Annotated in this window: 14 protein-coding genes; 7 read left to right on the forward strand and 7 right to left on the reverse strand. The window is 38.0% G+C overall.

Features of this window, described 5'->3' with window-relative positions; genetic code table 11:
- The first annotated feature begins 66 nt into the window (after positions 1–66).
- Positions 67–1,101 (forward strand): 23S rRNA (adenine(2503)-C(2))-methyltransferase RlmN, encoded by a 1,035-nt coding sequence (gene rlmN, locus Rain11_RS10775; protein ID WP_101359379.1) that lies wholly within the window; start codon positions 67–69, stop codon positions 1,099–1,101.
- On the opposite strand, the gene Rain11_RS10780 is transcribed toward rlmN, so the two are convergent.
- Entirely contained in the window at positions 1,102–2,883 is a 1,782-nt protein-coding gene (locus Rain11_RS10780) for an ABC transporter ATP-binding protein (protein WP_101359380.1), read from the reverse strand.
- 42 nt (positions 2,884–2,925) lie between these two features.
- Positions 2,926–4,038 (reverse strand): GDP-mannose 4,6-dehydratase, encoded by a 1,113-nt coding sequence (gmd, locus tag Rain11_RS10785; protein WP_101359381.1) that lies wholly within the window; start codon positions 4,036–4,038, stop codon positions 2,926–2,928.
- Between the two features lie 101 nt (positions 4,039–4,139).
- Between gmd and Rain11_RS10790 the strand changes: the two genes are divergently transcribed.
- The 3 genes from Rain11_RS10790 to Rain11_RS10800 all read left to right on the forward strand — a co-directional run bounded on the left by Rain11_RS10790 (position 4,140) and on the right by Rain11_RS10800 (position 6,111).
- On the forward strand, positions 4,140–4,532 hold the full coding sequence (locus Rain11_RS10790; RefSeq protein ID WP_101359382.1) for an energy transducer TonB: 393 nt from the start codon (positions 4,140–4,142) through the stop codon (positions 4,530–4,532).
- Between the two features lie 71 nt (positions 4,533–4,603).
- Entirely contained in the window at positions 4,604–5,176 is a 573-nt protein-coding gene (gene nadD / locus Rain11_RS10795) for a nicotinate (nicotinamide) nucleotide adenylyltransferase (protein ID WP_101359383.1), read from the forward strand.
- On the forward strand, positions 5,173–6,111 hold the full coding sequence (locus Rain11_RS10800; protein WP_101359384.1) for a LysR substrate-binding domain-containing protein: 939 nt from the start codon (positions 5,173–5,175) through the stop codon (positions 6,109–6,111). The genes nadD and Rain11_RS10800 overlap by 4 nt, the downstream gene beginning before the upstream one ends.
- On the opposite strand, the gene Rain11_RS10805 is transcribed toward Rain11_RS10800, so the two are convergent.
- The 4 genes from Rain11_RS10805 to phbB form a co-directional block, all read right to left on the reverse strand.
- Positions 6,095–6,751, reverse strand: coding sequence for a hypothetical protein (locus Rain11_RS10805; protein ID WP_101359385.1), 657 nt, complete (start codon positions 6,749–6,751; stop codon positions 6,095–6,097). The two genes, Rain11_RS10800 and Rain11_RS10805, sit on opposite strands and share 17 nt — an antisense overlap.
- Before the next feature lie 64 nt (positions 6,752–6,815).
- The gene (locus Rain11_RS10810; protein ID WP_101359386.1) at positions 6,816–7,004 is read right to left on the reverse strand and encodes a putative toxin-antitoxin system toxin component, PIN family; all 189 of its coding nucleotides are present in this window, start codon (positions 7,002–7,004) and stop codon (positions 6,816–6,818) included.
- Entirely contained in the window at positions 6,976–7,200 is a 225-nt protein-coding gene (locus tag Rain11_RS10815; RefSeq protein WP_101359387.1) for a hypothetical protein, read from the reverse strand. Before Rain11_RS10815 ends, Rain11_RS10810 begins: the two co-directional genes overlap by 29 nt.
- 68 nt (positions 7,201–7,268) lie before the next feature.
- On the reverse strand, positions 7,269–8,015 hold the full coding sequence (gene phbB / locus Rain11_RS10820) for a beta-ketoacyl-ACP reductase (RefSeq protein ID WP_101359388.1): 747 nt from the start codon (positions 8,013–8,015) through the stop codon (positions 7,269–7,271).
- A 161-nt stretch (positions 8,016–8,176) separates the two neighbouring features.
- On the opposite strand from phbB, the gene Rain11_RS10825 reads away from it, so the two are divergent.
- Complete coding sequence (locus Rain11_RS10825; protein WP_101359389.1) at positions 8,177–9,163, forward strand: isopenicillin N synthase family dioxygenase; 987 nt, start codon at positions 8,177–8,179, stop codon at positions 9,161–9,163.
- Positions 9,164–9,242: 79 nt separating this feature from the next.
- Here Rain11_RS10825 and metG read toward each other — a convergent pair whose 3' ends face one another.
- Positions 9,243–11,336, reverse strand: coding sequence for a methionine--tRNA ligase (gene metG / locus Rain11_RS10830; protein WP_101359390.1), 2,094 nt, complete (start codon positions 11,334–11,336; stop codon positions 9,243–9,245).
- A 167-nt stretch (positions 11,337–11,503) separates the two neighbouring features.
- Here metG and guaB point away from each other — a divergent pair, with 167 nt between their 5' ends.
- A complete protein-coding gene (guaB, locus tag Rain11_RS10835; protein WP_101359392.1) occupies positions 11,504–12,979 on the forward strand; it encodes an IMP dehydrogenase in 1,476 nt (491 codons plus the stop codon).
- A gap of 2 nt (positions 12,980–12,981) precedes the next feature.
- A complete protein-coding gene (locus Rain11_RS10840; RefSeq protein ID WP_101359391.1) occupies positions 12,982–13,536 on the forward strand; it encodes a hypothetical protein in 555 nt (184 codons plus the stop codon).
- Positions 13,537–13,733: the final 197 nt, after the last annotated feature.

Genomic DNA, 13,733 nt, shown 5'->3' on the forward strand with positions numbered 1-13,733 from the left:
CTTGCGTCCTGTTTCCGAACTTTTAAGAATAAACTAACGTTTGCTTTTTGCAGATAGAAGCTATTTATGGAAAAAAGAGATATTCGCAACTTAAAATTAGAAGATTTACAAAACTTTTTGGCAGAGCGAAAAGAGCCACTTTTTCGTAGCAAGCAAATTTACGAATGGCTTTGGCAAAAAAAAGCAGAAAGTTTTGAACAAATGACCAATTTGCCTGCCTCTTTACGAAATTTACTTCAAGAAAATTTTGCTATTCATAAAATTTCGGTGCATCAGCGGCAAATTAGCCAAGATGGCACTATTAAATATTCCTTCAAACTTTTTGATAATCGTTTAGTGGAAGGAGTACTCATACCCACTCCTACCCGTATGACAGCCTGTATTTCTTCGCAAGTAGGTTGTTCACTGGATTGCAAGTTTTGTGCCACGGGCTATATGAAACGTGAAAGAAACCTTGAACCTTACGAAATCTATGAACAAGTAGTAACCATTGCCCAAGAAGCTGAAAATTATTACCAAAAACCGCTTACCAACATTGTTTTTATGGGAATGGGTGAGCCATTACTCAATTACCAAAATGTACTCAAAGCCATAGATAAAATCACTTCTCCCGAAGGTTTGGGAATGTCTTACAAACGTATCACACTTTCTACGGCGGGAGTGGCTAAAATGATTATGAAACTGGCTGATGACGGCTTCAAATGTAACTTGGCTCTTTCGCTTCACGCCGCCAATGACGAGAAACGTAGTCAAATTATGTCTATCAACGATAGCAATCGCTTGAATGCTTTACGAGATGCCCTAAAATATTATTTTGCTAAAACCAAAAACCCTGTAACTTACGAATACATTGTTTTTCAAGATTTTAACGATAGCCTTCAAGATGCCGAAGAGTTATATCGCTTTACCAAGCACGTTCCTTCCAAAGTCAATATCATTGAATATAATCCTATCACGGAGGCAGGTTTTATAAATACTGATAGCATTCGTTTAGAGCGTTTTGTGGCATACTTACGCGAACGTGGAGTAGTTGTAAAAATTCGTAAAAGTAGAGGCAAAGACATTGACGCCGCCTGCGGACAACTGGCAGGGAAAAATTGATTAAACCTCTTCTGTTTGAAGTTGTTTTTCGTAAAGCTCCTTGTAAATTCCTCCCAAAGCCAGAAGTTCTTCGTGTGTGCCTTGTTCCACGATTTCGCCTTTATCTAACACTATAATTTTATTGGCAAGTTTGGCAGAAGATACACGATGCGAAATGATAATAGTAGTACGATTTTGCATAATATCCTGCAACTGACGCAAAATAGCATTTTCTGTCTTGGTATCTACTGCCGAAAGGCAATCATCAAGCAATAAAATAGTAGGATTTTTAATCAAGGCTCTTGCGATAGAAACTCGCTGTTTTTGTCCTCCCGAAAGGGTAATTCCCCTCTCCCCTACAATAGTTTGAAATTTTTGAGGGAACTGCATAATATTCTCATACACATCTGCCCATTGAGCGGCTTGCTCTACTTGTTCTGCGGTAGCATTGGGCAATCCAAAGGCAATATTATTGCGAATAGTATCAGAAAAAAGAAAAACATCTTGCGGAACATACCCTATTTGGCTTCGCAAATATGAAACTTCATAGTCTTTAATAGGGGTAGCATCTATAAAAATTTGTCCTTTTGTGGCATCGTACATTCGGCAGATCAGGTTGGCAATAGTTGTTTTGCCCGAACCTGTACTCCCCAAAATAGCAAGCGATTCGTTAGGCTTTATTTCAAAACTAATGTTTTTCAAAGCCTCAATGCCTGTATTAGCGTATGTAAGTGAAACATTTTCAAAAACAATATGTCCCTGAATAGGTTTTCGGAGGTTTTGGGTAGAAACAATATCCGTTTTTACTGCCAAAAATTCATTGATACGCCTTTGCGAAACCGCCGCTTTCTGAATAATGCTTGCAATCCAGCCTAAGGAAGTTACGGGCCAAATCATCATATTCAGATATAGCACAAACTCTGCGATATTTCCTTTGGTAAGCCTACCTGCAACTACCTCCAAGCCACCCACATATACCACCAAAATATTGCTCAAACCAATGAGAGCCAGCACCAAAGGATAAAAAAGTGCTTCTACTTTTACCAAACGAAGCGATTGCTTTCGGTATCTTTCAGTTTCTTGGGCAAATTGTTTTTCGGAGTCCTTTTCGCGTGCAAAGGCTTTCAAGACCCGAATACCCGAAAAAGCCTCCTGTACAAAAGAAGAAAGCGAAGAAAGACTTTTCTGTATTTGCTCCGAACGACTATTGATAAGATTATTGACAAAATAAATGCTTACCGAAAGAATTGGCAAAGGAATAAGCGTGTAAAGTGTAAGTTTGTAATCCACGGCAAACATATAAGGTATCACCATTGCAAAAACTGCAATCAGGTTGATGCCATACATAATACCAGGACCCAAATACATTCTTACTTGGCTTACATCTTCAGAAATGCGAGCCATTAGGTCGCCTGTTTGGTTCTGTCTATAAAAATTTAGTGGCAAAGTTTGGTAATGTCTGTAAATTTCGTCTTTCAAGTCATACTCAATAAAACGCGACATTACAATCAGGGTTTGGCGAACCAAAAATAGAAAAAAACCTCGTAACAACGCCATTACAAGGATAATGATGCCATAAATGAGAATATTAAAAGTAAAGATTTTTTCTACCGCTTGTTGGCTTTCAAAGCCTTGAAACAAGAAATACCAATCAATAGTTTCCTCTACGGCATTGAAAGCATAACGCACTACTTGGGCAGGCAAAATCAGAAAAAAATTGGAAATTATCGTAAAGAGTATGCCTAAAATAAGTAAATGCTTATAGCGATAAAGATATTTGTTAAGATAACGTAAAGAACTCATTGAGTTGTTTTTCTTGCTAACGCCAAAATCCTCTATTTTGTTTTACTCATAATAATTTTTCACCTCATAGCCTTGCTGTTTGATAGCTAAATCCTTACGGAAAAGCTCTAAATCAGCCTGTACCATATCTTTTACAAGGTCTTGAAGTGTGTGTTTGGGTTTCCAGCCGAGCAATTTTTCCGCTTTGGAGGCATCGCCAATAAGCAAATCTACTTCTGTGGGACGGAAATAGCGTTTATCTACGGCTACTACTTCACTACCTATTGCAATAGGAAATTCAGGATTGCGAGATTCTGCCACTATGCCCACTTCATCTACGCCTGTACCCTTAAACTCTAAAATTACCCCAACTTCTTCAAAAGCCATTCGGGCAAAATCACGCACCGAAGTAGTTTTACCTGTGGCAATAACAAAATCCTCGGGGGTATGATGTTGCAAAATCATATACATTGCCTCTACATAATCTTTGGCGTGTCCCCAATCGCGTTTGGCATCAAGGTTTCCCAAATAAATTTTGTCCTGCAAACCCAAAGCAATGCGAGCCACACCACGCGTTATTTTACGTGTAACAAAAGTTTCACCACGCAAAGGCGATTCGTGGTTAAAAAGAATACCATTGCAAGCGAACATATTGTAAGCCTCGCGATAATTTACCGTTATCCAATAGGCATATAATTTGGCTACTGCATAAGGAGAGCGGGGGTAAAAGGGCGTTTTTTCATTTTGAGGAATTTCCTGCACCTTTCCGTAAAGTTCGGAAGTAGAGGCTTGATAAATTTTAGTCTTTTCGGTTAATCCTAAAATGCGTACAGCCTCTAAAATTCGCAGAGTACCCAGAGCATCTACGTCAGCCGAATATTCGGGTTCATCAAAACTTACTTTTACGTGAGACATTGCCCCCAAATTGTAAATTTCATCGGGTTGTACTTGCTGAATGATACGAATAACATTGGTGGAATCAGCTAAATCTCCGTAATGCAAGTAAAGTTTGAGGTTTTTCTCGTGAGGGTCTTGGTAAATATCATCAATGCGTTCAGTATTGATAAGCGAACTACGGCGTTTAATGCCGTGTACTTCATATCCTTTTTTTAATAGGAATCTGGCAAGATAGGCTCCGTCTTGTCCTGTAATACCCGTAATTAGTGCTTTTTTCATAAGATTTTTTTTAATGATTTTGCAAAATTAAAAAATTTACCTAACTTTGAATAGTTTGGAAAGAAATTTGCTACACACTTATCAAAGCTATTATTACAATTATGAAAAGATACACACTTATTTTTAGTTTAGGATTGTTGCTGGCTGTTGTTGCAGGCAATATGAGTTATGCCCAACCCGAGCCACTCAAATCTGCCGAGATAATGCCCGAACCCGTAGGTGGCTTAAAGGCTTTTTACGACTATATCAAATCCAATCTTAAATATCCCGAAGAGGCACGAGCTAAAAACATTCAAGGACGCGTACACGTTACTTTTGTAGTAGAACCCGACGGCTCACTGACCAACGTACAAGTTACAAAAGGGTTGGGCGGAGGCTGTGATGAAGAAGCCATTCGTCTTATCAAAAATTCCCCTAAATGGCAACCGGGTAAGCAAAATGGCGTGCCTGTGCGTGTAGAAGTAACAAGACCTATCACGTTTGAGCTAAAATAGCATTGCTCAAAGATTATTCGCAGAAACACTTTTGATGTATCTTTTTTTGTATTTTTGCCAAAAGCAAAAGTATGAAAATTGGCTTATTTTTCGGTTCTTTTAATCCTATACATATAGGACATTTAATCATTGCCAATACAATGGCAGAAAATACTGATTTGCAGGAAGTTTGGTTTGTTATTTCTCCGCATAACCCCCACAAAAAAAAAGATAGTCTTTTACACGCTTTCGACCGATACGATATGGTAGAAAAAGCTATTTACGATAACCCTCGCCTGCGTGCCTGCGATATAGAATTTCACTTGCCACAACCCAGCTATACCATTCATACACTTGCTCACTTGCAAGAAAAATATCCTCAAAAGCAATTTGCTCTCATTATGGGTAGCGATAATCTTGTAAATTTCAAGAATTGGAAAAATTATGAAAAAATTTTAGAATATTACGAATTGTACGTATATCCACGCCCCCAAACTCCTGCCACCGAATTTGATAATCACCCGAAAATAAAGTGGGTAAAAGCCCCCCTGATGGATATTTCGGCAACTTACCTACGTGAGTGCATACGTGAAGGCAAGTCTATACGTTATCTTGTACCTGAGGCTGTAGCAGAGCTGATTCAACGCAAAAAGTTTTACCAATGAACCTGCAACAATTAGAATACATTTTAGCCGTAGATAAATTCAAGAGTTTCAGCAAAGCCGCCGATTACTGCAATGTTACCCAAGCCACTTTGAGTGCTATGGTCAAAAAGTTGGAAGAGGAACTTGGTATTATTCTTTTTGATAGAAAATCACAACCCATTGTAACTACCGAAATCGGTAAGGAGGTCTTATCAGAAGCTCAAAAAGTGCTACTACATACTGAAAAAATCTTAGATATTGCTCAGAAAGATAAGAAGCAAATTGCAGGTAAAGCCAAAATTGGAATTATTCCCACCATAGCAGGCACACTTTTGCCCAAAATACTTCACCCCATTTTAGAAAAATTGCCTCATTTGGTATTGGAAGTAAAAGAATTCACTACTGAAAATATTATTCGCAAACTGCGTGAAGGCAGTTTGGATATAGGTATTTTGGCAACTCCTTTGAACTATACAGATATTGAGGAAGAAATTTTATTTTATGAAATGCTTATCATTTACGGAAAAATACCCAATAGCAAAGAATATTTGGTTTCCACAGAATTAGAAAATGAGAAATTTTGGCTTTTGGAAGAGGGGAATTGTTTGCGAAATCAGTCCATAGAACTCTGTAATTTACAAAAATCGCATTATTTACCTAATAATCTTCTATTTGAAGCCTCTTCTTTTGATACCCTCTTGAATATGGTAGATGAACTTGGCGGACTTACGCTCATTCCTGAACTTTACTACCAAAACCTTCCTGAAAATCGGAAACAGAAAACAGCTTTTTTTCAAAAGCCTATCCCTGTACGTGAAGTAAGTTTGGTGTATTACCGCCCTTTTGCCAAAATAAGCACTATTCAAACCCTTGCAGAAATTATCAGGCAAAGCATTACACCTATACTAATGAGCAGTAAGTATCGGAAAAACGATTTGATTATTTTGCCTGTGTAAGTAGTTTTTTAGGAATATCACGCTCCCATTTACGGCAAATAGTTCCTTCGCAACGTACCAATGTCCAATTATTTTGCAAAGCCATTGCCAGCAAACGCTTGCGAAGTTTGCGTGGATAGAATATTTTTCGGGAAATTTTGGAATATTTATAGGGTTTCATTATTTCCATTTGGGCAAGTACATCATAAGTAGCCGCCGCACAACGCATTCCAAAAAAAGCGTAATCGTAAGGAGTTTCCTGCAAGTATTTTTGAGCTACTTGCAGAAAAATTTGTCTTTGCTTTTCATCAATAGGAATATACACAATAGCTTTTTTCATTTTTTCGCTATCACCACCCAGAATAGAATAGAACTCTTTGTAAGTAGAAAGCAAATACTTGCTATGTTTGTTTTTAGAGTTGGGAAAAATATGAAATTTTCCTTTGCGAGTAAAATTTAGAATTTGGTTGCTATCCAGTCCAAGCCCCACGTGTCCGCCCAAGATACCCCCAAACCAACGTTTTTCTGTTTTTTTGAACTTTTTAGCGGGTTTGGAGCCATATAGGAAATGCACTTGTAAATATGTTTCTTCCTGTGGCTCTTGGGCAAAAAGAAGCGAAAAAGGTAAAATTAGCAAAAGTGACAAGATGAAATTTTTCATAGTTTTGAAGAAATTATTTCATAAAAATCACTCATTTTAATTATTTGGGTAAATTCTACTTTTTCTAATACAAGTAAATCATACGCTTTACAACTTCTAAAAACTCTTCTAACAATTCATTGCTGAAAAGAATAACGATTTTACCCGATATTAGCAACTCTGTTAGTTTATCGTGATTTTTAGTGATGAGAAAACTAATCCATATATTTGTATCAACGATAATTCTAATCTGATTTTTTGCTATATCGTTCATTTCGAACCATTTCTACTTCCTTTGTTATTTCTTCCAAAGATGGGGGAGTATTCGTAACAGACCTAATTTTTTCTAAAATACTCAAAAGGTCGGTAGTTTCTTTGGCTTCTTGAATACTAATTAAATTCAAGTCTGCCAAATCTTGTAAAATATTGAATACTTTTGGATTTAAGACTTTTATCTTTAATGTTTGCATAAGTTTCTGATTAACAAATTTCCCGAAAGATACACACTTTCGGGAAATTTTGCAATAACCATACAGCCTCAATATACGTGCTGACCACCATTGATAGAGTAATTTGCCCCTGTAATGAAACTGGCTTTTTCAGAAGCAAGGAAAGAAACCAAATAAGCAATTTCCTCCGTTCCACCAAGCCTACCCACAGGTATTTGTGCAATGATTTGATTGCGTACATCTTCGCGTACAGCCATTACCATATCAGTAGCAATATAACCGGGTGAAATGGTATTGACGGTAATTCCTTTGGAAGCCACTTCCATAGCGAGCGTTTTAGTGAAGCCGTGCATACCTGCCTTGGCGGCGGAATAATTGGCTTGTCCGAATTGTCCTCGCTGACCATTTACCGAAGAAATATTGATAATTCTACCATAAGAACGCTCTCTCATACCCTCAATCACGTGGCGTGTGCAGTTGAAAACACTATACAGATTTGTTTTCAGTACGGCGTCCCAGTCTTCGTAGGTCATTTTATGGAAGGGTTTGTCTCGTGTGATACCAGCATTATTTACGAGCACATCGATAGGACCTACTTCGCTTTCAATTTTTTTAATCATTTCGCCACAAGAATTGTAATCGCTTACATCGGCATAGAAGCAGTCAAATTCAAAACCTTCTGCTTTCATTTTTTCCTGCCACTCTTTGAGCTTATCGGGATTGCGATAATGAGCACAAACACGATAGCCATCTTTCTGCAATTGTTGGCACATAGCAGTTCCCAAACCGCCTGTCGCCCCCGTAACGAGTGCTACACGTTTTCCGTTGTTATCCATAATAGTAAAAGTTTAAGGAGTTGCGTTTTGTTACAAAACTAATCATCTGTAATAATTTTTCAAGATTTTTTTGCATTTTTTTTAGCAAAAAAAGTTTTTATACTTTTTTTGTAAAATATTGTATCTTTTTTGTTAATTTGCTATGTTAAACCAAAACAATTATGCAAGCAAAAGAAATTCTTTACGATGCCATTCCTTCATTGGATTTAGCCGATTTTACATCAGGCGACCCTGTACGTAAAAAGCAATTTGTAGAAAAACTGGGCGAAGCCTATAATAACATTGGTTTTGTGGCTATCAAAAATCACGGATTAAGTGATGAACTCGTTGAAAATCTGTACAAGGCTGTAAAAGCCTTTTTTGCACTTCCCGATGAAGTCAAGAAAAAATATGAAATTGAGGGTTTGGCAGGACAAAGAGGCTACACAGGCAAAAATAAAGAACACGCCAAAGGACGCAATGTGGGCGATTTGAAAGAGTTTTATCACGTGGGGCAAGAAATTAGTGAAATTCCTGACAACGACCCTGTAAAAAAGGAATATCCTGCTAATATCTTTCCCGAAGAAGTACCTGAATTCAAAACCTACACTCTACAAGCCTACCGAATTTTGGAAAACACAGGCAAAATGATGCTTCGTGCTATTGCCTTGTATTTAGGCTTAGACGAGTATTATTTTGATGATAAAGTAGCCTACGGCAATAGTATTTTAAGAGCTTTACACTACTACCCCATTGAAGACCCCGATTCCGTACCTGCTGATGCAGTGCGTGCCGCCGCCCACGGCGATATCAACCTTATTACTTTGCTTATGGGGGCAAGTGCCGAAGGTTTGCAAGTACTTCGCCGCGATGGGCAATGGATTCCTATTACTGCTTTGCCCGAGCAAATTGTAGTAAATGTTGGCGATATGTTGGATAGATTAACCAACAATAAGCTCAAATCTACTATTCACCGAGTTGTCAATCCGCCTCGCGAAAAAATGAACACTTCCCGCTATTCTATTCCATTTTTTATGCACCCACGCTCCGAGATGGATTTGACCTGCCTGCCTTCCTGCATAGACGAAGACCACCCTAAACTTTATTCCGATATGACCGCAGGCGAATTCCTTGAAGAACGTTTGTATGAACTGGGGTTGAAAAAGTAAATTATTCAATTTCTACAACAGAGCAAAAGCCCTCAAAAATGAGGGCTTTTCGCTTAATCCATAAAGTAGAGGGTAAGTTTTATGATATTTTTCCTCCATTCCAAACCTTCGCCGAAGGTTCAATAAATTTCAAAGAGCCATCAGCATCTTCTGCCATCAAAATCATTCCATTTGAAATTTCTCCCATCATTTTACGAGGAGCTAAATTACACAACACACACACCTGCCTGCCTACAATCTCTTCGGGGCTGTAATGTTTGGCAATACCACTCAATATCACCCTTTGGTCTATACCTGTATCTACGAGCAATTTGAGCAGTTTTTCAGATTTTGGCATTTTTTCTGCTTTCAGAATAGTAGCTACGCGAATATCTAATTTGGCAAAATCGTCATAGCTGATTTCAGAAGCGAAAGGCTGAGGCTTTTTGTTTTGCAGTTCATTTACCTTTTTACTTTCAGCAAGTTTTTGCAATTGTTTTTGAATAATCTCATCTTCAATTTTTTCAAAAAGCAAACCCAAATTTTCTATGGTTTGCCCTACTACAAGCAAATCTTGCGAGCCAAGTTCTTTCCAATAAAATCTACCCAAATGCAAAGCCTTTTGCAATTTTTGAGCAGTAAAGGGCAGAAAAGGCTCCGCCAAAAAAGCTAAATTTCCCACAATTTGCAAAGCTAAATGCAAAACATTACCAATTCTTGCCTGATTTTTCTCAAATTCTTTGGCAAGTTTCCAAGGCTCATTTTCCTGCAAGTATTTATTGCCAAGCGTAGAAAGTTCCATTACATACCCTAAAGCCTCACGAAAACGATAATTTTCAATACTTTCAGCAATTTTTGCAGGAAAAGTTTTGAGATTTTCCAGCAAGTCAATATCCGATTTTTGAACAAAATTTTCGTTCAGAGCAGGTACAACTCCTTGGAAATATTTATGCGTAAGCGTAATGACACGATTAACAAAATTGCCTAAATTCGCTACTAATTCGTTGTTATTGCGTTCTTGAAAATCTTTCCAAGTAAAATTATTATCTTTGGTTTCAGGAGCATTTGCCGTGAGTACATAACGCAAAACATCTTGCTTATCAGGAAAGTCCTTCAAATATTCATCAAGCCATACCGCCCAATTGCGAGAGGTAGAAATTTTTTCATCTTCTAAATTCAAAAATTCATTAGCAGGCACATTTTCAGGCAAAATATAAGAACCTTCCGCCTTCAAAATCGCAGGAAAAATGATACAATGAAAAACAATATTATCTTTTCCAATAAAATGCACTAACTTGGTAGCAGGATTTTTCCAATATAGCTTCCAATCTTCGGCATTGCCGTTTTTCCCTTCTCCGAATGGATATTTTTGCTCAAAATAATCTTTGGTAGCAGAAATATAACCAATGGGGGCATCAAACCAAACATACATTACTTTGCCTTCGGTATTAGGAATAGGCAAAGGCACGCCCCAATCCAAATCTCTTGTCATAGGACGCGGTTGCAAGCCCGCATCTAACCAAGATTTACACTGCCCATACACATTTGTTTTCCATTCTTTATGCTCTTCTAAAATCCATTGTTTGAGCCAACTTTCAAACTGATTGAGCGGGAAAAACCAATGCTTGGTTGGTTTTTTGATAGGCGTAGCATCAGAAAGTTTAGAACGTGGCTGGATAAGTTTATCGGGGGTCAGCGAAGAGCCACATTTTTCACACTGATCGCCATAAGCATCTGCATAACCACACACAGGACACGTACCTACAATGTATCTATCAGCTAAAAATCTGTTAGCCACAGGGTCAAAATATTGTTCGGTAGTTTCCTCAATGAAAACACCTTTATCATAAAGCGTTTTGAAAATTTCTTGGGCGGTCTGGTAGTGAATAGCTTTAGACGTACGCGAGTAAATATCAAAGCTAATACCAAATTGTTCAAAAGATTCACGAATGAGTTTATCGTATTTATCTACTACTTCTTGCACCGAAACACCCTCTTTGGCGGCACGGATAGTTACAGGAACGCCGTGTTCGTCAGAGCCACAAATAAATAATATATCTTGCTGATTAAGCCTTAAATATCGGCAATAAATATCGGCAGGCACATACACCCCTGCTAAATGACCAATATGAATACCTCCATTAGCATAAGGTAAAGCCGCCGTAACTAAATAACGCTGAAAATTTTTTGACATTGCTACCGAAATTTTTGAGCCTGCAAGTTAGAATTTTTCTGCATTACAGGAAAATAACTATTTAGACATTTTCGGCAAAAGAAAATATTTTTTCTGATTTATTTGTTTTCGCTCTTGAAACACTCTAAATTTGCGTGGCAAATAAAGAACCTTTTTATTTGCCTTCTATGAATACTTTTGAAAACAAGTTCCTCTTTGAAGCACTCACCTATGATGATGTGCTTTTGCTCCCTGCCTACTCCGAAGTACTACCTCGCGAAACTAACCTACAAACCTTTCTGACACGCACCATTCGGCTGAATTTGCCTATTATTTCAGCGGCAATGGATACGGTTACTGAATATAAAATGGCAATTGCTGTGGCTCGTGAAGGGGGTATCGGCTTTATTCACAAAAATATGAGCCTTGAAGCCCAAGCCGAGCAAGTTCGCAAAGTAAAGCGTTCAGAAAGCGGAATGATTATTGACCCTATCACGCTTCCTGAAAATGCCATTGTAGCCGATGCCTTACGTATTATGAGCGAATTTAAGATTGGGGGAATTCCCGTAGTTGACGAAAACCAAAAACTTAAAGGAATAGTTACTAATAGAGATTTACGCTTTCAGAAAGATACCTCGCGTGCCGTTGCTGATATAATGACCAAAGAAAATCTCATTACTGCCCAAGAGGGCATTACACTTGATGAAGCCGAAGAAGTTTTACAAGAATATAAAATTGAAAAGCTGCCGATTGTCAATAGAGATGGAAAACTCGTAGGACTGATTACCTACAAAGATATTATTCGCCGAAAAGATTTTCCCAATGCCTGCAAAGATGAACTCGGCAGATTGCGTGTAGGAGCGGCTTTGGGCGTTACGGCAGATATTTTGGAAAGAGTAGAACTGCTCAAAAATGCAGGAGTTGATGTAATTGCCATAGATACTGCTCACGGACATTCCAAAGGCGTAATAGAAACACTCAAAAAAGTAAAAAACAAATTTCCTGAAATGCAAGTAGTGGTAGGCAACGTAGCCACAGGCGAAGGAGCAAAGGCTTTAGCTATGGCAGGAGCCGATGCCGTAAAAGTAGGCGTAGGACCGGGCAGTATCTGCACTACACGTGTAGTAGCAGGTGTGGGTGTTCCTCAACTTTCAGCAGTTTTTGAAGCCTATAAAGCCCTTAAAGATTTGGGTGTGCCTATTATTGCCGATGGCGGTATTCGCTATTCAGGCGATTTGGTAAAAGCCCTTGCAGGAGGAGCAAGCAGTATTATGATTGGCTCGCTTTTGGCAGGTACAGATGAATCGCCGGGCGAAGTGGTAATTTTAGAAGGTAGAAAGTTCAAAACCTATCGGGGTATGGGTTCGCTTGAAGCTATGGAAGCAGGCTCCAAAGACCGCTATTTTCAAGATGCAGAAGACGATATTAAAAAACTCGTTCCCGAGGGTATTGTGGGGCAAGTACCCTACAAAGGTACGGTAGCAGAAGTTTTATATCAAATGGCAGGTGGCTTGCGAGCTGGAATGGGTTACTGCGGAGCAAAAACCATTCAAGATTTGCAAGAAAAAGCCCAATTTGTAAAAATTACTACCGCAGGCGTGAAAGAAAGCCACCCTCACGATGTGATTATTACACGCGAAGCACCCAATTATAGCACAAAATAAGTATGAATAACAAAAAACAAATTGCCTTGCTTTTAGGAATACTCATTATTCCTGCTTTTGTGTTTCTCTTATTTCAAGGTTCTTTGAAAAACTACTACAATTTACCCAAATTGAGCCAAGAAGGTTCAGACAAACCCTTTCAAGTACAAACTGCACTTATCCCCCAAAAAAATACTTTTTGGATAATCGGTTTGGATAAAGAAAAATCTGCTATCAGCGATAGCTTGTACAACATTTTTACCCGTATCACTGAAAAAGAAGACCTCAAAAAGTTTATTCGTGAAAAATTACCTAATTTTCAAGTAAAATATCTAATTTTAGGGAAAAACTTATCTAAAACAAACCCCCACATTATTTTCAATGATGATACAAATTCATCTGAAAATTACCTACTTACCCAAACAGGTGAAGCAGTTCTCATTGATGCCGAAGGTTTTGTAAGAGGAAAATTTTCCATAATAAACAAACAACAACACCTCAATAGTGAAGAAATTGAAAGGTTAATAACAGAAATTAAGGTTTTGACGGAAATTGTGGCTAATCCGATGAAAATGTAAAAATGATTCAGATTAGTAGAAGTTTTATGCGAGATTTGGAAGTTTCAATTAACTATCTGCTCCTTAATATAACGTGAATTATAAGTCTAACTTATTGTTTTCAAGGGATTTAAATAAAAAAACTTAGGGTAATTGAAAAAATGATTAACTTTGAGTTGTACTTTTTAAATATTTAATCATATGAGTCAATTACCTCT

It is taken from the genome of Raineya orbicola (genome assembly GCF_002843425.1).
In the GTDB taxonomy this organism is placed as follows: domain Bacteria; phylum Bacteroidota; class Bacteroidia; order Cytophagales; family Thermonemataceae; genus Raineya; species Raineya orbicola.